Source organism: Pseudomonas sp. 1121_17 (assembly GCF_052850745.1).
Genome location: NZ_VXCX01000010.1, coordinates 20,894 through 41,174 on the forward strand (window position 1 = coordinate 20,894; position 20,281 = coordinate 41,174).

The following is a 20,281-nucleotide window of genomic DNA, read 5'->3' on the forward strand; positions in this document are numbered from 1 at the left end:
TTTGGCTGGCGGCGGTGCGGTCAGTGGCGACGATCAGTTGGCGTGGGCCAGGCCCTGACGTACACGGTTGTAGAGGGTATAGAGCGAGAGCAGCAGAATCACCAGCAGCAGGCCGTTGATCCAGGTTGGATTGAGCAGGCCAAAGGCGACACCGGTACCGAGCAGGCCAAAGGCAAACGCGCGATCGCTCTTGCCCATCGGCCCGTCGTAGCGCCGCGCTGCACCGGCCAGCGGGCCCATCACCCCCGCGTATTCGCTGATCAGTGCGCTCAACACCACCAGCACCACCAGCACGGGCGATACCCCGATCAGCAGGGCAAACGGCAGGTACAGCGCAGCGTCGGCGATCACGTCGCTCAGTTCATTGAGGTAGGCACCAAGCCTGGACTGCTGGCCAAACTCGCGGGCGAGCATGCCATCCACCGCGTTGAGCGCCATGCGCAGCAGCATCCAGATCGGCAGCAGGATGAACAGCCCGTGGATGTCGGCAAAGCAGGCCAGCAGCAGGCCCAGCAGCAGCGAGACTATCCCAGCGGCAACCGTGACCTGATTGGCCGTCACCCCGCGGTCGTACATGCGCTGCACGGTGGGTCGCAGCAGGGCCTGGAAGCGGGGTTTGAGCTGATAGATGGACGGCACGGGGAGATCCTTATCGGGTGCGCAATGAAAGCCAATCGGTGGATTGTGAGAAACCCGCCGGCTGGCGGCAAGCGACATTTGTCAGCTATTTGAACGGCTCAACGTTTACCCGAGGCGGCGCTGAGCATGTCGATGCGTTGCACCTCGAAATCGCGCTGCAGATAGTCCATGCGCTGCGCGGCAAACTGCTGCATATGGGCCAGCGCGCAGTGCGCATCGAACGCCGCCTGATCGGCCCACACCTCATAGAAGATGAACAGGCTCGGGTCCTGCTGATCGCGCAACATGTGGTATTCGACGCAGCCCGGCTCCTGGCGGCTTGGTTCGACGTAGGCGCGGAACAGTTGCTCGAATGCTTCGGCTTTTTCCGGGCGGGTCTTGGCTTTGAGAATAAAGGCGTATTGAGCGTTCATGACTGCACCTTGTAAATAAGTGGAAAAGCGATTTTAAAGCAACAGTCTGGTGATCATTCGTGATTACAAGGCAAAACTGATTTGTCCAATGCTGGCTGTTTCCGCCAAGGGCGAGCCTCTAACCTGCAGCCAACTGAAGTGCATCGGTCTGCGGATCGACACACAACCTTAGAGGCTCGATATGAAAAAGATTCTTCTGCTCAATGGCGGCAAACAGTTCGCCCACTCCGACGGCCGCTTGAACGAAACCCTGCACGATGCCGCGCTGGCCTATCTGGACCGGGCCGGTTTCGATGTCAAACAAACCTTCATCGACGGCGGCTACGACATCAAGGAAGAAGTGCAGAAATACCTTTGGGCCGACGTGATCATCTATCAGATGCCCGGCTGGTGGATGGGCGCCCCGTACACCGTCAAACAGTACTTGGATGAAGTGTTCACCGAAGGCCACGGCAGCCTCTACGCCAGCGACGGCCGGACCCGCTCCGACGCTTCGCAGAAGTACGGCAGTGGCGGCCTGATCCGGGGCAAGCAGTACATGATTTCGGCCACCTGGAACGCGCCGCAACAGGCCTTCGACGACCCCAGCGACTTCTTTGAAGGCAAGGGCGTGGATGCGGTGTACTTCCCGTTCCACAAGGCCAACCAGTTCCTCGGCATGAGCGGCCTGCCAACCTTCCTCGCCGTGGATGTGATGAAGCGCCCGGATGTGGCCGCTACCGTGGCAGCCTACGAGGCGCATCTGGCCAAGGTGTTCGGCCAGGCCCGGTAGGCGATGCGCGGCGTGACCGCCGCGGCAGTTGCCTGCCCGGCAATAAACGGCCGACAATCCAGGCCTCATCCTGGCCCAGGCACCACCGTGAAAACCCGCTCAGAAGAACTCCAGGTATTCGTCAGCGTGATCGACTGCGGCTCGATTTCCGCCGCTGCCGAGCAACTCGGGCAAACCCCGTCTGCGGTCAGCCGCACCCTGGCGCGGCTGGAAGGCAAGCTCGGCACCACGCTTATCAACCGCACCACGCGGCGCATGGACCTGACCGAAGAAGGGCGGTTCTTTGTACTGCACGCGCGGACCATCCTCGAACAGATGAGCGAGCTCGAAGAGCGCCTGTCGCTGCACCGGCAGACGCCGTCGGGGCGCCTGCGCATCAACGCCGCAGCACCGTTCATGCTGCACGCGATCGTGCCCTGGATCGCTGAGTTTCGCGCGCTGTACCCGGCCATCGAGCTGGAACTGAACACCGATGACCTGATCATCGACCTGCTCCAGCAAAGCACCGACGTCGCCATCCGCATCGGCGAGCTGGCCGACTCCAGCCTGCATGCGCGCTCGCTGGGCTGCAGCCCGATCCAGATTCTGGCCAGCCCCGAATACCTGCAACGCCACGGCGTGCCGCACCAGGTCAGTGACTTGAGCGAGCACTGCCTGCTCGGCTTCAGCTCCGTCGACAGCCTCAACCAATGGCCGCTGCGCCACGCCGACGGCGACAGTTGGCGAATCCGCCCGCAGTTGACCGCATCCAGTGGCGAGACCTTGCGTCAGCTGGCGCTGGCCGGGCAGGGTATCGTCTGCCTGTCGCACTTCATGACCCACCAAGACATCCGCGCCGGGCGCCTGCAGGTGCTGTTGAGCGAGGCCAACAATGGGTACCGGCAGCCGATTCATGCGGTTTACTACCGCAACACCCAGCTGGCGCTGCGGATTCAGTGCTTCCTTGATTTCATCCAGGCCAAGCTGGCGGCGTATGCCTGCTGAGCAGGGTCACTGTCTGGCATTGCTGGGGCCGCTACGCGACCCTTTCGCGACACAAGGCCGCTCCTACGCCGACGGCGTCCACTCAGGCTGACGCGGCCCCAGCTATCTCGATCCTAGGAACCGTTCCAAAAACGACACAAATAACGCAATGACGTCGTCCTGCGCCTGCTGCATTTGCTTAGTCAAAAAGCTTCAGTGTTAATAAGTGATCAACAAAAACAACACCAAGGAAGTGCTCATGCGTCTCGTCATGTTCCAGTCCATGGCCCTCGGGGCCGCGATCCTGAGCTGTTCGTCGGCCTTCGCGGTGACTCTTGAAGGCGGCGCAGTGGCCGCGCCCGATCAATATGGCGCACAGGTCGCCGCCGATATCCTGAAAAAAGGCGGCAACGCCGTCGATGCCGCCGTGGCCACTGCCTTCACCCTGGCAGTCACCTATCCAGAAGCCGGCAACATCGGCGGCGGTGGCTTCATGACCCTGTACGTGGACGGCAAAGCGTACTTCCTCGACTACCGCGAAGTGGCGCCCAAGGCGGCCACCCGCAATATGTACCTGGACGAAAAAGGCGAGGTCATCGAGAACCTCAGCTTGGTCGGCGTGCGCGCCGCTGGCGTACCGGGCACAGTAATGGGCTTGTGGGAGGCGCATCAAAAGTTCGGCAAGTTGCCCTGGAGCGAGCTGCTGACTCCGGCCATCGGTTACGCCAACAACGGCTTCAAGATCGCCCAGAAGCAGTACCAGTATCGCGACGATGCCCAAGGCCTGTTCAAGACCGCTACCAACTTCAACGATTATTTCGGCAGTATGAAAGTCGGCGAGCTGTTCAAGCAGCCGGAGCTGGCGCAGACCCTCGAACGCATCGCCGACAAAGGCGTCAGCGAGTTCTATCAAGGCAAGACCGCCGACCTGCTGGTTGCGCAGATGAAGGCCGATAACGGCCTGATCAGCAAAGACGACCTGAAGGACTACAAAGCCCTCTGGCGCGAGCCGATGGCCATCGACTGGCGCGGCAACGTGGTCTACACCGCGCCACCGCCAAGCTCAGGCGGCGTAGCGCTGGCGCAGTTGCTCGGGATCAAGGAAAACCGCGCGGCAGACTTCAAGGGCGTCGAGCAGAACTCGGCGCGCTATATCCACCTGCTGGCCGAGATTGAAAAGCGCGTGTTCGCCGACCGCGCCGACTATCTTGGCGACCCGGCCTTCACCGAGGTACCGGTAGACAAGCTGGTGGCCAAGGACTACCTGAAAAAACGCGCCGAGCAGGTCAACCCAACCGCCATCTCCGCCACCGACAAGGTCCGCCCGGGGCTGGAGCCGCATCAAACCACGCACTTCTCCATCGTCGACAAACAGGGCAACGCGGTCAGCAACACCTACACCCTCAACCTCGACTACGGCAGTGGTGTGGTGGTCAAGGGCGCAGGCTTCCTGCTCAACGACGAGATGGATGACTTCAGCAGCAAGCCTGGTACCGCCAATGCCTTTGGCGTGGTCGGCGGCGATGCCAACGCGATTGCTCCGGGCAAACGCATGCTGTCGTCGATGAGCCCAAGCCTGGTGACCCGCGACGGCAAGGTCAGCCTGGTCATCGGTACGCCGGGCGGCTCGCGCATCTTCACCTCGATCTTCCAGGTGATGAACAACCTCTACGACTACAACATGCCGCTGGCCAAGGCCGTTGCAGCGCAGCGCGTGCATCACCAGCTGCTGCCCAAGGACACTATCTACTTCGACAGCTATGCACCGTTGACCGGCAAGGTCGCCGACGAGCTGAAAAAGATGGGCTATGTGCTTGAGGATCAGGGCTGGGAGATGGGCGATATCCAGGCCATTCGCGTCACCGATGGCAAGCTTGAAACCGCCTCCGACCCGCGCGGTCGTGGTGTTGGCATGATCGTCAAATAACGCCAGCGCTGCTCAGCCCGGCCAGCATTGCGCTGGCCGGGCTGAGCAGTTCACAAGGCAGCGGTCAAACGCGGAACTTGCTTACCAGCGTCTGCAGATGACTGCCAAGGCGTGCCAGCTCGACGCTCGACGCGGCGGTTTCATCACTGGCTGCGGCTGTCTGTTCCGACACATCGCGTACATTGAGAATGCTCCGGCTGATCTCCTCGGCAACCGCGCTCTGTTGCTCGGCGGCTGCGGCGATCTGCTGGTTCATCGACTGGATGTTGGACACGGTGCGGGTGATGTTCTCCAGCGAACCACCGGCCTTGCGCGCCAGCTCGACGCTGCTTTCAGTCAGGTTGCGGCTGCCCAGCATGGCGTTGGCCACTTGTTGGGTGCCGTTCTGCAGGCTGGCGATCAGCTCTTCGATCTCTTCGGTGGACTTCTGCGTACGCTGCGCCAGGCCGCGCACTTCGTCGGCGACCACGGCAAAACCACGCCCGGCTTCACCAGCGCGGGCGGCTTCGATGGCCGCGTTCAATGCCAGTAGGTTGGTCTGCTCGGCAACCGACTTGATCACGTCCATGACACTGCCGATTTTCTGGCTTTCCTGCTGCAGCAGGTTCATCGCGTCAGTCGAGCGCTGGACTTCGTCGGCCAGGCGTTCGATCTGGTTGATCGCCTCGCCCACCACCCGGTCACCGGCACGCGCTTCATCATCGGCACCCGTTGCCGCGCGCGAAGCCTGTTCAGCGTTGCGGGCGACTTCCTGCACGGTCGCAGCCATCTCGTGCATGGCAGTGGCAACCTGGTCAGTCTCGACTTTCTGGCTGTTGGCACCCGCGCTGGTCTGCTCGGTCACGGCCGACAGCTCTTCGGCGGCGCTGGCAATCTGCGTTACGCCATCACGAATACCACCGATCAACTCGCGCAGGGTGCTGCCCATGCGGCTGATGCTTTGTTGCAGCACGCCCAACTCGTCACGGCGGGTGACCCGCAGCTCACTGGACAGGTCGCCACCGGCAATACGCTCGACGGCGTCCATGGTTTCGCGCAGCGGGCGGGTGATCTGGCGGGTGATGATGATCGCGGCGAACACACCAACCAACAACGCCAGCAGGGTCGAGATGATCTGCAGGTTGCGCGCTTGGTCGCTTTCGATGTCGCGGCGCTCGAGCTGGATCTTGTACAGGGCGTCGCTGCGTTTGACGATGTCGGCACCTTGTACGGTCATCTCGGCGCGGGCCACGGCGATGGCGGCGGTGGCGTCGCGGAAGTCGCGCACGGCAGAGCGGTAAGCCTGCACACTCTGGTCGAACAGTTGCAGGCGGGTGCTTTCGTTGGGTAGCTGGCGCTTGAGGTTGTCGATCTCGACCAGGGCCGCGTCGAGCTGGCGCAGGGCGGCCTGTTCATTGGCCGCGCTGTTGTCAGCGATGTAGCCGCGTACATCGACGCGCACTTGCAGCAACTGCTGACGCGTGTTGCTGATGGCCTGATACTGGGCCAGGCGTACGCTGTCGACTTCCGGCTGGGCCAGCACGTCGCGGCTGATCGCATCAAGGATCTGATCGGCCTTGGCGGCGGTCTGGTTCATGTTCTCGCGGTTGGCGAGGGTGGTCTTGTAGCCCGCGCGCATCTTGCTCAGCGACAGTTTGTAGTCGCTGATGATCGCGCCCAGCTCGTTGAGCAGCTTGACGTTTTCAGGGCTCTTGAACGAGGCCACCAAGCGCTGCTGCTGGGCACTGAAGGTGTCCAGTTTGGTCTGGGTGTTGGCCGCAGCGGCGTCATCGCCGTTGGCGATCATGTACTGCAGACGTGCTATGCGCAGGTCGGTGAGGTCTTTGTTGAGCTGGCTGATGTCGCTCATCCAGTTACTGCGGTCGATCAAGCTGCCCAGGCTGTTCCAGCCGGTCAGGGCCAGCAGGCCGGTCAAGAGCAGCACCAGGCCAAAGCCCAGGCCCAGTTTGAGGTTGACGCTGATGTTGGCAAACCAACTGTTCATGCACGCACTCCATAAAGATTATTCGCTCAGTTGTTGTCAATCGCTGGCGTTATTCTTCCTGGGGCCCGCTGATTCGTGCATGAGTTATCGGCTGAAAACGGGGTAGCTGAAACGCTTTTTCAGCAGATTTATAACTGTTTGAAAATCCGAGGGTTTTACTGCGGCATTGGCGTTAAAAAGCGACGCATTCAACGACACCTCCTGAGCGCAAAAAGGGCTCAAGAGGCGTTATTGAATGCGGATTGGCGGGGAGTTACAGCGTGCGTGCGTTGAAGGTATCGCAGCGGTTGACGTCACCGTCGGTGAAGCCGGTCTTGAACCAGCGTACGCGCTGCGCCGACGTGCCGTGGGTGAACGAATCCGGCACCACGCGACCTTGGCCTTGCTGTTGCAAGCGGTCATCACCGATGGCGTTGGCGGCGTTAAGCGCCTCTTCGATATCACCCGGTTCCAGCCAGTTCAGGCGTTTCTGCGCCTGATAGGCCCAGACCCCGGCAAAACAGTCGGCCTGCAATTCCTGACGCACCAGCAGGCCGTTGTCACCTTCCATCTTCTGCCCACGCTGGCGAGCGGCCTGGACCTGATTGGAGACGCCGAGCAGCGTCTGCACATGATGGCCGATCTCGTGTGCGATGACATAGGCCTGGGCGAAGTCGCCGGCGGCGGCAAAGCGCGTTTCCATTTCGCGGAAGAAGGTCATGTCCAGGTACACCCGCTGGTCAGCCGGGCAGTAGAACGGCCCGACCGCCGAGGAGGCGAAGCCGCAGGCCGAATTGACCTGGCCACTGAACAGCACCAGCTTGGGGTCACGGTATTGCTTGCCGGCCTGGGCGAACAGCGCCTTCCAGGTGTCTTCGGTGTCACCCAGGATCGAGGCGACGAACGCTGCCTGATCATCATTGGCCGGCGGCGCCTTGCCTTCGACGTTGGCCGGCGCGCTTTGCTGCATCTGCCCGGTCAGTTGGCCGAGAATCTGCAGCGGGTCCTGGCCGGTCATCCAGCCGATGCCGACGATCAGCAGGATGGCGCCCAGGCCCAGCCCCTTGCCGCCGCCAAAGCGCATGCCGCCGCCACCGCCGCCGCCTGCACCGCGAGCATCGACCACATTGTCGCTACGCCGACCTTTTCGCCATTCCATCGAGCTTCTCCGAACCGCGAGGTTGAGGGTATAGATTAGTGCAGTGCTGCTGCCTTGTGCAGGCACGCTGCAAGGCATAACCAAACAGTTATGTCTAAGACCGCTGATTTCAATATTCATCCCATTCAGGCTATCGGAAACTGCAAGTCCGCCCGCTACGCACGGGCGCTCGCACAACTCCAATAAGAGGAACACCGGTATGCCTGCCGAGGACACCAGCCGCTTCGTGATCCGTGATCGCAACTGGCACCCGAAAGCGCTGACCCCAGATTACAAGACGTCGATTGCCCGCTCGCCGCGCCAGGCGCTGGTCAGCATCCCGCAGTCGATCAGTGAAAGCACCGGCCCGGACTTCACTCACCTGGGCTTTGGCCAGCACGACAACGACCTGCTGCTCAACTTCGACAACGGTGGCCTGCCGATCGGCGAGCGCATCATCGTCGCCGGCCGAGTGATCGACCAGTACGGCAAACCGGTGCCAAACACCTTGGTGGAAATGTGGCAGGCCAACGCCGGCGGTCGTTACCGCCACAAGAACGACCGTTACCTGGCGCCGCTGGACCCCAACTTCGGCGGTGTCGGCCGGGCCCTGACCGACCGCGAGGGCTATTACAGTTTCCGCACTATCAAGCCCGGCCCGTACCCATGGCGCAACGGCCCGAATGACTGGCGCCCGGCACACATTCACTTCTCGATCAGCGGCCCGTCGATCTCGACCAAGTTGATTACCCAGCTGTACTTCGAAGGTGACCCGCTGATCCCGCTGTGCCCGATCGTCAAGTCGATCGCCAACCCGCAAGCGGTGCAGCAACTGATTGCCAAGCTCGACATGAGCAACGCCAATCCGATGGATTGCCTGGCGTACCGTTTTGACATCGTTCTGCGCGGTCAGCGCCAGACCCACTTCGAAAACCGCTGAGGAGCCGCGACATGCCAATTGAATTGCTGCCGGAAACCCCGTCGCAGACTGCCGGCCCTTACGTGCACATCGGCCTGGCCCTGCAAGCAGCGGGCAACCCGGTTCGGCCGACCGAAATCTGGAACACCCTAGCGCGCCCTGAAGCCGCCGGCGAGCACATCCTGCTGATCGGTCAGGTCTACGATGGCAATGGCCATCTGGTGCGTGATTCATTCCTGGAAGTGTGGCAGGCCGATGCCGACGGCCAGTACCAGGATCAGTACAACCTGGAAAACCCGTTCAACAGCTTTGGCCGTACCGCCACCACCTTCGACTCCGGTGACTGGACGCTGCACACGGTCAAGCCGGGTGTGGTCAAGAATGCCGCCGGCGTGCCAATGGCGCCGCACATCAACATCAGCCTGTTTGCCCGCGGCATCAATATCCAACTGCACACGCGGCTTTACTTTGATGACGAAGCCGAGGCCAACGCCAAGTGCCCGGTGCTCAACCTGATCGAGCAGCCGCAACGGCGCGAGACGCTGATTGCCAAACGCTGCGAAGTCGACGGCAAGACTGCCTATCGCTTCGACATGCGGATTCAGGGCGAAGGCGAGACGGTGTTCTTCGACTTCTGATACAAGCCTGAAGCTAGCTTACGCCAGCGAGGCCCCCAAAAGCCTCGCTGGCGCCGGTATCAGCACATCGCACTGCTAGCCTGCCGGGCTGCTCAGTTGCAAGCGCTGCGGGTGGGTTGGCCGTGCCGAAGCATTGCAGCCCCGGCAGACGTCGGTTCAGCGTCGGACCAGCAGCACACCGCTTTCCATATGGTGGGTATAGGGGAACTGGTCGAACAGAGCGCAGCGTTCGATCCGGTGTGTATCGTGCAACTGAGCGATATTGGCCGCCAGGGTTTCCGGGTTGCAGGATATGTACAGAATGCGTTCGAAGCGTCGAGTCAGCTCGCAGGTATCCGGGTCCATCCCCGCGCGCGGCGGGTCGACGAACACTGTGCCGAACTGATAGCTCTTCAGGTCGATGCCCTGCAGGCGTCGGAACGGGCGCACCTCGTTCAGTGCCTCGGTCAGCTCTTCAGCCGACAGGCGCACCAGGCGCACGTTATCCACGCCGTTTTCGTCGAGGTTGTGCAAGGCGGCATTGACCGAGGTCTTGCTGATCTCGGTGGCCAGCACCTGGCGTACGCGGGTTGCCAGCGGCAGGGTGAAGTTGCCGTTGCCGCAGTACAGCTCGAGCAGGTCGTCGTCGCGCTCGCCGATGGCCTCAAAGGCCCAGTTGAGCATCTTCTGGTTGACCGCGCCGTTGGGCTGGGTGAAAGCACCCTCGGGCTGGCGGTAGCTGAAGGTGCGGCCGGCGACGTCGAGTTTTTCCACCGCATAGTCACGGCCAATTACCAAGCGCTTGCCTTTGGAGCGGCCGACCAGGCTCACGTCGAGCTCGGCGGCCAGCTCGCGGGCGGCAGCTTCCCACTCATCGTCGAGCGGGCGGTGGTAGCACAGGGTGATCATTGCGTCGCCGGCCAGGGTGGTCAGGAACTCCACCTGGAACAGCCGATTGCTCAGCGTCTCGCTCGCCTGCCAGGCCGCTTTCAGGCGCGGCATCAGCGCATTGATGCGTTGGCTGGCAATCGGGAAATCCTCGATCAGGATCGCCTTGTGCTTTTCGCCCGGGGCAAACATGGCGTAGTGACGCTGGCCGTCTTCACGCCACAGGCGAAACTCGGCGCGCAGGCGGTAATGCTCGCGCGGCGACTCGAACACCACAGGCTCGGGCGCGCTGAACGGCGCCAGCAGCTCGCGCAGGCGCGCGACCTTTGGCGCCAGCAGGCTTTGGTAGGCAGATGGATCGAAAACAGAACTCATGCGTTGAACCAGCCCAGCTTGATAACGAACAGAATCGACAGGATGATCAGCGCCGGGTTCAGGTCCTGGCGGCGGCCTGACAGCAGCTTGATCGCGGTCCAGGCAATGAAGCCGAAGGCGATGCCGTTGGCGATCGAGTAGGTCAGCGGCATGGCCAGGGCAGTCACCACCACAGGGGCGGCCTCGGTGACGTCGTCCCAGTTGATTTCAGCGAGGCCCGAGGCCATCAGCACGGCGACGAACAACAGCGCCGGTGCGGTGGCGAAGGCCGGCACACTGCCGGCCAACGGCGCGAAGAACAGCGCCAGCAGGAACAACACCGCGACCACGATGGCGGTCAGGCCAGTACGGCCACCGGCGCTTACACCTGCTGCCGACTCGATGTAGCTGGTGGTGGTCGAGGTACCCAGCAGCGAGCCGGCCATGGCCGCGGTGCTGTCCGCGATCAGCGCACGGCCCATTTTCGGCATGTGGCCATCCTTGCTCATCAGACCCGCGCGCTTGGCCACGCCGATCAGCGTGCCGGAGTTATCGAACAGGTCGACGAACAGGAAAGCAAAGATCACGCTGACCAGGCCCACATCCAGAGCGCCAGCGATGTCCAGCTGGAGGAAGGTCGGCGCCAGCGAGGGCGGCATCGAGACGACACCGGCAAACGGCGTCACGCCCATCAGGATCGAGGCTACTGTGACGGCCAGAATGCCGATCAGTACTGCACCGCGAACCTTCATCGCTTCCAGCGCGACGATGAGGAAGAAGCCCAGCGCAGCGAGCACCGGCGCAGGCTTCTTGAGATCGCCCAAACCAACCAGGGTGGCTGGGTTATCAACGACGATGCCGGCATTGTTCAGCGCAATCAGCGCGAGGAACAGGCCGATACCGGCGGCGATCGCCGAGCGCAGCGGCAGCGGAATGCTGTTCACGATCCACTCGCGGATGCGGAAGATCGACAGCAGGAAGAACAACACCGCCGAGATGAACACCGCACCCAGCGCCACCTGCCAGGTATGGCCCATGTGCAGGACCACGGTGTAAGTGAAGAAGGCGTTCAGGCCCATGCCCGGCGCCAGTGCGATCGGGTAGTTGGCGATCAGGCCCATGGTCGCCGAGCCGATGGCCGCAGCCAGGCACGTCGCGACAAAGATCGCGCCCTTGTCCATACCGGTCTCGCCGAGGATGCTCGGGTTGACGAAGAGGATGTAGGCCATGGCCAGGAATGTGGTCACGCCCGCAAGCATCTCGGTGCGCACGTCTGTGTTGTGTGCTTTTAGTTGAAACAGCCTTTCCAGCATGCCCGCTCCCAAAGACGCCCCCGGGGCGCCGTTAATGTATCGACCTCATCAGCAAAGCACAGACCGTACCGGATGCCGTGGTTTTATCTGGGGTAGAAAAAAGCCGCGCATCATACCAGCATGCTTGCTGAGCGGTAATCAATGTCGCGATACACTGCGCATTCAGTGCCGATCACCCAGACGGCCGCCGCCGAGATGACGCTGTGCAGCTGATTGACTACTCGCAGCTAACCCCGGTTCAGCGTGGGCAACTGCTGGAGATACAGCTGCCGTCAGAGCAGCAGTGCTTTGCGGGTGACGTGGCGGATGCCTTGTATCTGTTGCTCGGTTGCGGCTCTGATCAGCGCCGCGGCGTTGCGCTGTTGCTCGATGATGTGCCCAGAGCGTTTCTGCTGCTTCAGCGTGGCGCATTTCTGCCCGCCTGGGGCCAGCCTGATGCAGCGATGATGACTGCGTTACAGGTCGACCGCAGGTTTCAGGGGCAGGGCCTTGGGCGCTTTTGCATGCAGGCGCTACCGGCTCTTTTGCGCACGATGTGGCCTGATATCAGGCGCCTGCAGTTGTCAGTGGACCGCGCCAACCTCGGCGCTTTGGCCTTGTACCGTGCAACCGGCTGGCGCGAAAGCGGCAACGGCTTTCGCGCCCGGGTCGGCTACGAGCAGCAGATGAGCCTGCTGCTGGCGGGGTCAACCTTTGATCGGTGCGGCTGACGCCGCTGGCGCTTCTGCTACCGGCTGGCTGTGCAGTTGATCGCGGTTGGCCAGGGTCGGGAACAACTTTATCCACACACCGGTCACCACCAGCGTGCCAACCCCACCCAGCACCACAGCCGGCACGGTGCCCATCCAGTGCGCGGTAACGCCCGACTCGAACTCTCCGAGCTGGTTCGAAGCCCCGATGAACAACCCGTTCACCGCGCTGACCCGGCCGCGCATTTCGTCAGGCGTCTCCAGCTGCACGAAGGCGCTGCGGATGACCATGCTGATCATGTCTGCCGCGCCCAGCACCACCAGCACCGCCAGCGAGAACCAGAACGAGGTCGACAGGCCAAAGGCGATGGTGGCCACGCCGAACACGCCGACTGCGGTGAACATGGTCCGGCCGACCTTGCGCTCGAACGGGAAGCGCGCCAGCCAGAGCGACATCAACAGTGCGCCGACCGCCGGTGCCGAGCGCAGCAGGCCCAGGCCCCAGGCACCGGTCAACAGGATGTCCTTGGCGAAGACCGGTAGCAAAGCGGTGGCGCCGCCCAGCAGCACGGCGAACAGGTCCAGCGAGATGGCACCGAGGATGTCCGGCCGGCTACGGATGAAGCGTATCCCGGCCAATAGAGACTCCAGCGTTGCCCGGCCGCGCTGCTGGACCTGCTGGCGGGCATCCAGGCTCAGAGTCAGGCCGCAGGCGATCACATACAGTGCCACGGTCGGGCCGTACACCCAGATGCTGCCCAACGCATACAACAAGCCGCCGACCGCAGGGGCGACGATAGTGGCGGCCTGGGTCGCCGATGCCGATGCCGCCACCGCCCGCGGGAACAGCCCGGGCGGGACCACGTTTGGCAGCAGGGCCTGAGTCGCCGGCATTTCAAACGAACGTGCGGCGCCGAGCAGGAAGGCCAGGCAGAAGATCAGCTCACGGCTGACGTTGTCGCTGGCACTGCCGAGCACCAGTGCCAGCGCAATCAGCGCTTGCAGGCTCTGGCACAGCGCTGCCACCCGGCGCCGGTCATAGCGGTCGGCCACGTGCCCGGTATGCAGCATGAACAAGACCCGCGGGGCGAATTCGACCAGGCCGACCAGGCCCAGATCGAGCACGTTGCCGGTCAGCTGATAGAGCTGCCAGCCGATTGCCACGGTGAGCATCTGAAAGCCGCTCGCGGTAAACACGCGGGCCAGCCAGAATGCGAGAAAGGGGCGGTGGTGACGCAACAACAGCGGGGCAGAATCGGACATCGGCAGCCTGCGACCTGTAAGGAACTCGGTGTCCAGCAGCCTATCATCTGTTTGTAACAAAGAGTTGCACAAGCCCTGATCAAGCACCTTTTGTCGCTGCCTGGAAGAGGGTGGGGCAATGCGCCACGCGGCATCCAGCCACAGGCCCTGGGGCGGGATTCGGGGCTATGCTGGATACAGCCATTGATCTGGGTCAATCGTTGCAAATGCATTGATCGGCCCGTGCGGCGTGAATCCCTGCAATCGAATAGAACAATTCCAACAGGTCGCACTCGATAATCGTGGGGGCAGTGGGCATCAGGGCCACAAGCCCGAAATGCCGGTTCACCTGAAGAGGAAGCACCATGTTCGGCTTAGAAGCCCTAGAGCTCGCCCGAATCCAGTTCGCCTTTACCGTGTCCTTTCACATCCTGTTCCCGGCCATCACCATTGGCCTGGCCAGTTATCTGGCGGTTCTCGAAGGCCTCTGGCTGAGAACCGACAACCGCGTCTACCGCGATCTCTATCATTTCTGGTCGAAGATCTTTGCCGTCAACTTCGGCATGGGCGTGGTCTCGGGCCTGGTCATGGCCTATCAGTTCGGCACCAACTGGAGCCGCTTCTCTGATTTCGCCGGCGCCGTCACCGGGCCATTGCTGACCTACGAAGTGCTCACTGCATTCTTCCTCGAAGCGGGCTTCCTTGGCGTCATGCTGTTTGGCTGGAGCCGAGTAGGCCGCGGCCTGCACTTCTTCTCGACGCTGATGGTGGCGCTGGGCACGCTGGTCTCGACCTTCTGGATCCTGGCTTCCAACAGCTGGATGCAGACCCCGCAGGGCCACGAAATCATCGATGGCCGGGTAATCCCGGTGGATTGGCTGGCGGTGATCTTCAACCCATCGTTCCCCTACCGCCTGGCGCACATGGCCACTGCCGCCTTCGTCGCCACGGCGTTCTTCGTCGGCGCCTCGGCGGCCTGGCATCTGTTGCGCGGGCGGGACAACCCGGCCGTGCGCAAGATGCTTTCGATGGCGATGTGGATGGCCCTGATCGTGGCCCCGGTGCAGGCGATTATCGGCGACTTCCATGGGCTCAATACGCTCAAGCATCAGCCGGTGAAAATCGCCGCCATCGAAGGCCACTGGGAGAACAAGCCCGGTGAGGCGACGCCGCTGATCCTGTTCGGCATCCCCGACATGGAAGCCGAAACCACTCGCTTCAAGGTCGAGATTCCGGTGCTCGGCAGTTTGATCCTGACCCACAGCCTGGACAAGCAAGTGCCGGCCATGAAGGAATTCCCCAAAGAGGATCGGCCCAACTCGACGATCATCTTCTGGTCGTTCCGGGTCATGGTTGCGCTGGGCATGTTGATGATTGCCGCTGGCCTGTGGAGTCTGTGGCTGCGTAGAACCGGCGCGATCTACCATTCGCGGCCGTTCCTGTACTTTGTATTGTGGATGGGCCCATCCGGCCTGATCGCCATCCTCGCCGGTTGGTTCACCACCGAGATCGGCCGCCAGCCGTGGGTGGTGTATGGCCTGATGCGCACAGCCGACGGTGTTTCCAACCATAGTTATGGCCAGCTCGGCTTCACCTTGGTGATGTTCGTGGTGGTCTACTTTGCGGTGTTCGGCACTGGCCTGGCGTACATGATGCGCCTGGTGCGCAAAGGCCCGCATACCGGTGAAGAAGAGCAGCCACATGGTGGCCCAGGGCAAAAACGGACCCCGGCGCGGCCCTTGTCCGCTGCCGATGACGGCCATGAGGCCAATTCCAGCCTGACCGAGAGGAACTGAGCCATGGGTATCGATCTTCCGCTGATCTGGGCTGTGATCATCATCTTTGGCGTGATGATGTATGTGGTGATGGACGGGTTCGATCTGGGTATCGGCATTCTCTTCCCATTCGTCAAGGCCGAGCATGACCGCGACGTGATGATGAACACCGTCGCGCCGGTCTGGGACGGCAACGAAACCTGGCTGGTGCTGGGCGGTGCGGGCTTGTTCGGGGCGTTTCCGATGGCCTACGCGGTGGTGCTGGAGGCACTGTACCTGCCGTTGATCTTGATGCTGATCGGGTTGATCTTCCGCGGTGTGGCCTTCGAATTCCGCTTCAAGGCCACTGCTGCCAAGCGCCACGTGTGGGATAAAGCGTTCATCGGCGGCTCGCTGCTGGCGACGTTCTTTCAGGGCGTGGCATTGGGCGCGTTCATCGAGGGCTTCAAGGTGGTCGACCGCCACTATGCCGGCGGCGCCTGGGACTGGGTCACGCCGTTCAGCCTGTTCTCCGGACTGGGCCTGATCGTCGCCTACGCCTTGCTGGGTTGCACCTGGCTGATCATGAAAACCGAAGGCCCGCTGCAACAGCAGATGCATGTGCTTGGCCGGCCCCTGGCACTGGTGCTGCTGGCGGTCATCGGCATCGTCAGCCTGTGGACGCCGATCGCTTACCCGCAGATTGCCGAGCGCTGGTTCAGCATGCCTAACCTGCTGTGGTTCATGCCGGTGCCGATTCTGGTCATGGTGACGTTCTATGGCCTGTTCAAGGCGATTGCCCGCTCAGCGCACTACACGCCGTTTCTGCTGACCCTGGTGTTGATCTTCTTGGGCTACAGCGGCCTGGGGATCAGCATCTGGCCAAACATCATCCCGCCGTCGATCTCGATCTGGGAGGCCGCCGCACCGCCGCAGAGCCAGGGCTTCATGCTGGTGGGGACGCTGTTCATCCTGCCGTTGATCCTCGGTTACACGTTCTGGAGCTATTACGTGTTCCGCGGCAAAGTCACCCATGACCAGGGCTATCACTAGGAGGTGCGCGGCATGACCGGTATCGAACAGAAGAAGCCACTGTGGCAGCGGCTAGGTTGGCTGGTGATGATTTGGGCGGCGAGTGTCGCCGCCCTGGGTGTGCTGGCTTGGCTGATGCGCATGTTCATGAGCGCAGCCGGGCTGAGCACGCATTGACCGGGCGAATTACTTGCGCGCTTTGAGGATGACGAACTTGGGGGTCGCGGCAACTTGCTCGACCCCACGGAACAAGCGCGCCAGCTTGCTGTGATAGCCCAGGTGGCGGTTGCCGACGATGTACAGGGCGCCGCCCACCACCAGCGCATCGCGGGCCTGCTGGAACATGCGCCACGCGAGGAAGTCACCGACCACCTGTTGCTGGTGGAACGGTGGGTTGCACAGCACCACATCCAGTGATTGCTTCTCGAACCCGGCCAGGCCGTCTGCCGCGAGCACCTCAACCGGCCGCTCGGGCAATGCCGCCTGCCAGTTTTCCAGTGCCGACTGCGCGGCCATGTACGACTCATCGACCAGACTGAACTGCGCCTGTGGATTGAGCAGCGCACAGGCGATCGCCAGCACGCCGTTACCGCAACCCAGGTCGGCGACCCGGGCCTGACCAAGATCGCGCGGCAGGTGCGGGAGAAACGCACGGGTGCCGATATCCAGTCCTTCGCGGCAGAACACATTGGCGTGATTGACCAGCTCCAGGGGCGGTTGATCCAAGGTGTAACGGCTAGGGTAGGGCGATTGAGCCGGAGCCCGTTCGCTGAAGCTGGCCGTCAGCAGGCGCGCTTTTTTCTGCGCCAGCGAGGCCTGCATCGGGCCGATGTACTTTTCCAGCAGGTCGCCAGCGGCACGCGGCAAGTGCTTGATCATGGCCGTGGCGATCACCTCGGCGCCCGGTGCCAGGTGGCCTTGCAGGCGGATCAACTGCTCTTCAAGCAAGGCCAGGGTTTTCGGCACCCGCACCAGCACCCGGTCGAACGTTCCCTGCCAGACCTGGTTGGACGGCACGAACGGCACGCGGTCAAACGCCTTGGCATTGCGCGCGAGGTTCTTTTCCAAGGCCATGCGCGCCAGGTGCGAATCGCCGCTGCTGGTCACCTGCAGGCTGTCGCACAGGCTGGCCGCCAGCGCGCCAAAGCTGTCATTGAGTACCAGCACACGGCAGTCGGCGGGCAACCCTTGGCTGGCGAGGTGCTCGAGCAGGTACTGGTCAGCAGCGTCGAACGCTTGCAGCGGGTCATCGGCCTGTTCCGGTTGGCGGATCAGATCAAGTTCGGCGAAAGGGCTGGTCAGCAGGGGCATGGCGTGGGGCTCAGCTATGAATCTGCTCGGCGCAGACCACGACGAGCTTGAGGGGCGAGATTCTACAGGGCTTTATCCACGGGGGGGAGGTTGCGCTCAGAACAGCCCACGGCTGGCTGCGATGGCGACCGCGCCGGCTTTGTTGGAGGCGTTGGTCTTGGCGATCACGCTGCGGATATGGAAGTTCACGGTGCTGGTCGACAGAGTCAGAATACGCGCGATGTCTGCCGCCGTCTTGCCATCGGCGGACCATTTGAGTACCTCCAGCTCACGCTCGGTGAGTTTGGGCACCGGCGCCAGGCTGGCCAGATGATGCTCGCAGAGCAGCCCATGCAGGGTATGGCAGAGCCACAGCGCGCGCGCGCCGCTTTCATAGAACTCGCCGAGCTGCACCGGCCGGGTTGGCCTGGCAACACTCATCTGAGTTTGGTTGTGGCGCTGATCGTAGACCGACTGGGTCCAGCCGTGGCGCAAACCGTGCTTGCAGGCAGTTTCGCGGAAAACCGGGACTTCGCGGTAAGCCTCGTCCGTCCACATTACAGCTTGGGTCGACTGGTGACAGCGGGCTGCTACCGGATCTGCTTTCAGTACATCCGCATTGGCGTAATAGCTCAACCAGTCGCTAGGATAATTGCTATACAGAATGGTATGCGGTCGGCTGGCTGCCAGGTGGATGTGCAAGGCCAGGCCGAGGTAGGTCATGTCCATTTCCTGCACCAGCGTCAGCGCACGATCGAACAACTGCTGCGGCTCGCGCTCGGCGATCAGCAACTGCAATTGCTCGGCTCTCCATTGCGACATGAACGAAAATCTCCGTGGATTATTCTGGATCCATTAGATTCTGTGGACAGATTGTAGGAAAAGACTTAGTCCTTTGTTAGGTTTTTTTCTCATTAAATGTGTGACCTGTTGATCATCGCGCGACTTGCCCTTGCAAACCGTCGGTGTTCATTCAGGCGGCTTTCGGCGAAACTGGGCACATCTGATTTATGGAGCCCGTCATGACCGCCAGCGCCGACAAGTTCACCCGCCAGACCCTGCTCGACGTTCGGCCGTTGACGCCCAACCTGTTTTCCCTGCGCGTGACGCGCGATCCTGGCTTTCGTTTTCGCGCAGGGCAGTTCGCTCGGTTGGGCGTGAGCAAAGCCGATGGCAGCGTGGTCTGGCGCGCGTACTCGATGGTCAGTGCGCCGCATGACGAGTATCTGGATTTCTTCTCGATCGTTGTGCCTGGCGGCGAATTCACCAGCGAGCTCAGCCGCCTGGCGCAGAGCGACAGCTTGCTTATCGATCGCCAGGCGTTCGGCTATCTGACCCTTGATCGACTGCCACCTGGCCGCGATCTGTGGCTGCTCGCGACCGGTACCGGCATTGCACCGTTCATGTCGATCCTGCAGGACTTCGAAGTCTGGGAACGCTTCGACAACATCAAACTGGTGTATTCGGTACGCGAGGCCGCGGAATTGGCCTACGTCGATGAAATTGCCGGGCTGGAGCAGCGCGACTATCTGGCCGAATATGCCGGCAAGTTGCAGTTCATTCCAGTGGTCACGCGCGAAGCATATCCGGGTGCACTGAATGCGCGGATTACCCAGTTGATTGAAAGCGGCGAGCTGGAGCGGGCGGCGGGGCTTGAATTATCCCCTGAGCATTCGCGGATCATGCTCTGCGGCAACCCGCAGATGATCGACGACACGCGCCAAGTGTTGAAGGCGCGCGATCTGCAACTCAACTTGAGCAAACGTCCAGGCCAGGTAGCAGTGGAAAACTACTGGTAAGGGGCGCGGCGCGCCCCTTCGCTCGGTCAGGGCAGACGGTTCTGATTCTGCGTCTTGAGCAGATCGCGAATCTCGGTCAGCAGGGTTTCCTGAGGGGTTGGCACCGGTGGCGTGGTAGGCGCCACGGCTTCTTCGCGCTTGAGGCGGTTGATCGCCTTGACGCCCATGAAGATGGCGAATGCGACGATGACGAAGTCAATCACGGTCTGAATGAACTTGCCATACGCCAGCACCACGGCCGGGATATCGCCTTCGGCGGCTTTCAAGGTGATCGCCAGGTCACTGAAGTCGACGCCACCGATCAGCAGGCCCAGCGGCGGCATCACAACGTCGCCCACAAACGACGAAACGATTTTGCCGAAGGCGGCGCCGATGATGATCCCGACCGCCATATCGACAACATTGCCTTTTACGGCAAATGCCTTGAATTCACTGATCATGCCCATGGTGTATTCCTTGTAACAAATGGATAAGTAAAACGCAGTGTAAGCCACTAAAACGCTTCATGCGTGACGCTGCAGTGACCGAGGTTAGTAAGTGACTGCGGTTAGATCGAATAGTTTTGTCGC

The 20,281-nt window shown here is 61.9% G+C and carries 20 protein-coding genes; 10 read left to right on the plus strand and 10 right to left on the minus strand.

The annotated features are described in order from the left end of the window. Positions 1-33 precede the first annotated feature (33 nt). Positions 34-639: a CDP-alcohol phosphatidyltransferase family protein gene (locus tag FW789_RS17675; protein WP_411562596.1), complete on the minus strand. Its 606-nt coding sequence runs from the start codon at positions 637-639 to the stop codon at positions 34-36. Positions 640-737: 98 nt separating this feature from the next. Beyond that, positions 738-1,052, minus strand: coding sequence for a putative quinol monooxygenase (locus FW789_RS17680; RefSeq protein ID WP_186701026.1), 315 nt, complete (start codon positions 1,050-1,052; stop codon positions 738-740). A gap of 181 nt (positions 1,053-1,233) precedes the next feature. Between FW789_RS17680 and FW789_RS17685 the strand changes: the two genes are divergently transcribed. The 3 genes from FW789_RS17685 (at position 1,234) to ggt (ending at position 4,714) form a co-directional block, all read left to right on the plus strand. Beyond that, entirely contained in the window at positions 1,234-1,824 is a 591-nt protein-coding gene (locus FW789_RS17685; RefSeq protein ID WP_411564289.1) for an NAD(P)H-dependent oxidoreductase, read from the plus strand. Positions 1,825-1,911: 87 nt separating this feature from the next. Beyond that, positions 1,912-2,808, plus strand: a complete 897-nt coding sequence (locus FW789_RS17690) for a LysR substrate-binding domain-containing protein (RefSeq protein ID WP_207073169.1) — start codon at positions 1,912-1,914, stop codon at positions 2,806-2,808. 238 nt (positions 2,809-3,046) lie between these two features. Then, positions 3,047-4,714 carry a gamma-glutamyltransferase gene (gene ggt / locus FW789_RS17695; RefSeq protein ID WP_446431806.1) on the plus strand — a complete coding sequence of 556 codons (1,668 nt, stop codon included), beginning with the start codon at positions 3,047-3,049 and terminating at the stop codon, positions 4,712-4,714. A gap of 64 nt (positions 4,715-4,778) precedes the next feature. On the opposite strand, the gene FW789_RS17700 is transcribed toward ggt, so the two are convergent. After that, on the minus strand, positions 4,779-6,698 hold the full coding sequence (locus FW789_RS17700; RefSeq protein WP_446431807.1) for a methyl-accepting chemotaxis protein: 1,920 nt from the start codon (positions 6,696-6,698) through the stop codon (positions 4,779-4,781). 253 nt (positions 6,699-6,951) lie between these two features. Then, positions 6,952-7,836, minus strand: coding sequence for a KPN_02809 family neutral zinc metallopeptidase (ypfJ, locus tag FW789_RS17705; RefSeq protein WP_103438564.1), 885 nt, complete (start codon positions 7,834-7,836; stop codon positions 6,952-6,954). A gap of 199 nt (positions 7,837-8,035) precedes the next feature. On the opposite strand from ypfJ, the gene pcaH reads away from it, so the two are divergent. After that, on the plus strand, positions 8,036-8,755 hold the full coding sequence (gene pcaH / locus FW789_RS17710; RefSeq protein ID WP_186701030.1) for a protocatechuate 3,4-dioxygenase subunit beta: 720 nt from the start codon (positions 8,036-8,038) through the stop codon (positions 8,753-8,755). An 11-nt stretch (positions 8,756-8,766) separates the two neighbouring features. Next, positions 8,767-9,372: a protocatechuate 3,4-dioxygenase subunit alpha gene (gene pcaG, locus FW789_RS17715; RefSeq protein ID WP_150573010.1), complete on the plus strand. Its 606-nt coding sequence runs from the start codon at positions 8,767-8,769 to the stop codon at positions 9,370-9,372. A 156-nt stretch (positions 9,373-9,528) separates the two neighbouring features. On the opposite strand, the gene trmA is transcribed toward pcaG, so the two are convergent. Then, positions 9,529-10,614, minus strand: a complete 1,086-nt coding sequence (gene trmA, locus FW789_RS17720) for a tRNA (uridine(54)-C5)-methyltransferase TrmA (RefSeq protein WP_186701032.1) — start codon at positions 10,612-10,614, stop codon at positions 9,529-9,531. Next, entirely contained in the window at positions 10,611-11,906 is a 1,296-nt protein-coding gene (locus FW789_RS17725) for an NCS2 family permease (protein WP_186701033.1), read from the minus strand. Before FW789_RS17725 ends, trmA begins: the two co-directional genes overlap by 4 nt. Before the next feature lie 203 nt (positions 11,907-12,109). Here FW789_RS17725 and FW789_RS17730 point away from each other — a divergent pair, with 203 nt between their 5' ends. After that, positions 12,110-12,616 (plus strand): GNAT family N-acetyltransferase, encoded by a 507-nt coding sequence (locus tag FW789_RS17730; RefSeq protein WP_207073172.1) that lies wholly within the window; start codon positions 12,110-12,112, stop codon positions 12,614-12,616. Here FW789_RS17730 and FW789_RS17735 read toward each other — a convergent pair. After that, entirely contained in the window at positions 12,593-13,858 is a 1,266-nt protein-coding gene (locus FW789_RS17735) for an MFS transporter (protein ID WP_446431808.1), read from the minus strand. The two genes, FW789_RS17730 and FW789_RS17735, sit on opposite strands and share 24 nt — an antisense overlap. A 344-nt stretch (positions 13,859-14,202) precedes the next feature. Between FW789_RS17735 and FW789_RS17740 the strand changes: the two genes are divergently transcribed. The 3 genes from FW789_RS17740 to FW789_RS17750 are packed head-to-tail and all read left to right on the plus strand — an operon-like array spanning position 14,203 to position 16,800. After that, positions 14,203-15,633: a cytochrome ubiquinol oxidase subunit I gene (locus FW789_RS17740; protein ID WP_446431809.1), complete on the plus strand. Its 1,431-nt coding sequence runs from the start codon at positions 14,203-14,205 to the stop codon at positions 15,631-15,633. A gap of 3 nt (positions 15,634-15,636) precedes the next feature. Next, positions 15,637-16,644: a cytochrome d ubiquinol oxidase subunit II gene (gene cydB, locus FW789_RS17745; RefSeq protein ID WP_103438556.1), complete on the plus strand. Its 1,008-nt coding sequence runs from the start codon at positions 15,637-15,639 to the stop codon at positions 16,642-16,644. Positions 16,645-16,656: 12 nt separating this feature from the next. Beyond that, positions 16,657-16,800, plus strand: a complete 144-nt coding sequence (locus FW789_RS17750) for a DUF2474 domain-containing protein (protein ID WP_101322094.1) — start codon at positions 16,657-16,659, stop codon at positions 16,798-16,800. Positions 16,801-16,809: 9 nt separating this feature from the next. On the opposite strand, the gene FW789_RS17755 is transcribed toward FW789_RS17750, so the two are convergent. Together FW789_RS17755 and FW789_RS17760 are read right to left on the minus strand one after the other, a co-directional pair. After that, positions 16,810-17,934 carry a methyltransferase gene (locus FW789_RS17755; RefSeq protein ID WP_446431810.1) on the minus strand — a complete coding sequence of 375 codons (1,125 nt, stop codon included), beginning with the start codon at positions 17,932-17,934 and terminating at the stop codon, positions 16,810-16,812. 96 nt (positions 17,935-18,030) lie between these two features. After that, positions 18,031-18,735, minus strand: a complete 705-nt coding sequence (locus FW789_RS17760; RefSeq protein ID WP_207073173.1) for an autoinducer binding domain-containing protein — start codon at positions 18,733-18,735, stop codon at positions 18,031-18,033. A gap of 200 nt (positions 18,736-18,935) precedes the next feature. On the opposite strand from FW789_RS17760, the gene FW789_RS17765 reads away from it, so the two are divergent. Beyond that, entirely contained in the window at positions 18,936-19,712 is a 777-nt protein-coding gene (locus tag FW789_RS17765; protein WP_446431811.1) for a ferredoxin--NADP reductase, read from the plus strand. A gap of 26 nt (positions 19,713-19,738) precedes the next feature. Here FW789_RS17765 and mscL read toward each other — a convergent pair whose 3' ends face one another. Then, on the minus strand, positions 19,739-20,158 hold the full coding sequence (mscL, locus tag FW789_RS17770; RefSeq protein WP_103438552.1) for a large-conductance mechanosensitive channel protein MscL: 420 nt from the start codon (positions 20,156-20,158) through the stop codon (positions 19,739-19,741). Positions 20,159-20,281: the final 123 nt, after the last annotated feature.

What these genes read in the sequence shown, in the direction of transcription:
- cydB (WP_103438556.1), top strand. Translation starts at nt 15,637, where the DNA reads ATGGGTATCGATCTTCCGCTGATCTGGGCTGTGATCATCATCTTTGGC.
- FW789_RS17740 (WP_446431809.1), top strand. Translation starts at nt 14,203, where the DNA reads ATGTTCGGCTTAGAAGCCCTAGAGCTCGCCCGAATCCAGTTCGCCTTT.
- FW789_RS17750 (WP_101322094.1), top strand. Translation starts at nt 16,657, where the DNA reads ATGACCGGTATCGAACAGAAGAAGCCACTGTGGCAGCGGCTAGGTTGG.
- pcaH (WP_186701030.1), top strand. Translation starts at nt 8,036, where the DNA reads ATGCCTGCCGAGGACACCAGCCGCTTCGTGATCCGTGATCGCAACTGG.
- mscL (WP_103438552.1), bottom strand. Translation starts at nt 20,158, where the DNA reads ATGGGCATGATCAGTGAATTCAAGGCATTTGCCGTAAAAGGCAATGTT.
- FW789_RS17735 (WP_446431808.1), bottom strand. Translation starts at nt 13,858, where the DNA reads ATGTCCGATTCTGCCCCGCTGTTGTTGCGTCACCACCGCCCCTTTCTC.
- FW789_RS17685 (WP_411564289.1), top strand. Translation starts at nt 1,234, where the DNA reads ATGAAAAAGATTCTTCTGCTCAATGGCGGCAAACAGTTCGCCCACTCC.
- FW789_RS17765 (WP_446431811.1), top strand. Translation starts at nt 18,936, where the DNA reads ATGACCGCCAGCGCCGACAAGTTCACCCGCCAGACCCTGCTCGACGTT.
- trmA (WP_186701032.1), bottom strand. Translation starts at nt 10,614, where the DNA reads ATGAGTTCTGTTTTCGATCCATCTGCCTACCAAAGCCTGCTGGCGCCA.
- FW789_RS17725 (WP_186701033.1), bottom strand. Translation starts at nt 11,906, where the DNA reads ATGCTGGAAAGGCTGTTTCAACTAAAAGCACACAACACAGACGTGCGC.
- FW789_RS17760 (WP_207073173.1), bottom strand. Translation starts at nt 18,735, where the DNA reads ATGTCGCAATGGAGAGCCGAGCAATTGCAGTTGCTGATCGCCGAGCGC.
- ypfJ (WP_103438564.1), bottom strand. Translation starts at nt 7,836, where the DNA reads ATGGAATGGCGAAAAGGTCGGCGTAGCGACAATGTGGTCGATGCTCGC.
- ggt (WP_446431806.1), top strand. Translation starts at nt 3,047, where the DNA reads ATGCGTCTCGTCATGTTCCAGTCCATGGCCCTCGGGGCCGCGATCCTG.
- pcaG (WP_150573010.1), top strand. Translation starts at nt 8,767, where the DNA reads ATGCCAATTGAATTGCTGCCGGAAACCCCGTCGCAGACTGCCGGCCCT.
- FW789_RS17755 (WP_446431810.1), bottom strand. Translation starts at nt 17,934, where the DNA reads ATGCCCCTGCTGACCAGCCCTTTCGCCGAACTTGATCTGATCCGCCAA.
- FW789_RS17700 (WP_446431807.1), bottom strand. Translation starts at nt 6,698, where the DNA reads ATGAACAGTTGGTTTGCCAACATCAGCGTCAACCTCAAACTGGGCCTG.
- FW789_RS17680 (WP_186701026.1), bottom strand. Translation starts at nt 1,052, where the DNA reads ATGAACGCTCAATACGCCTTTATTCTCAAAGCCAAGACCCGCCCGGAA.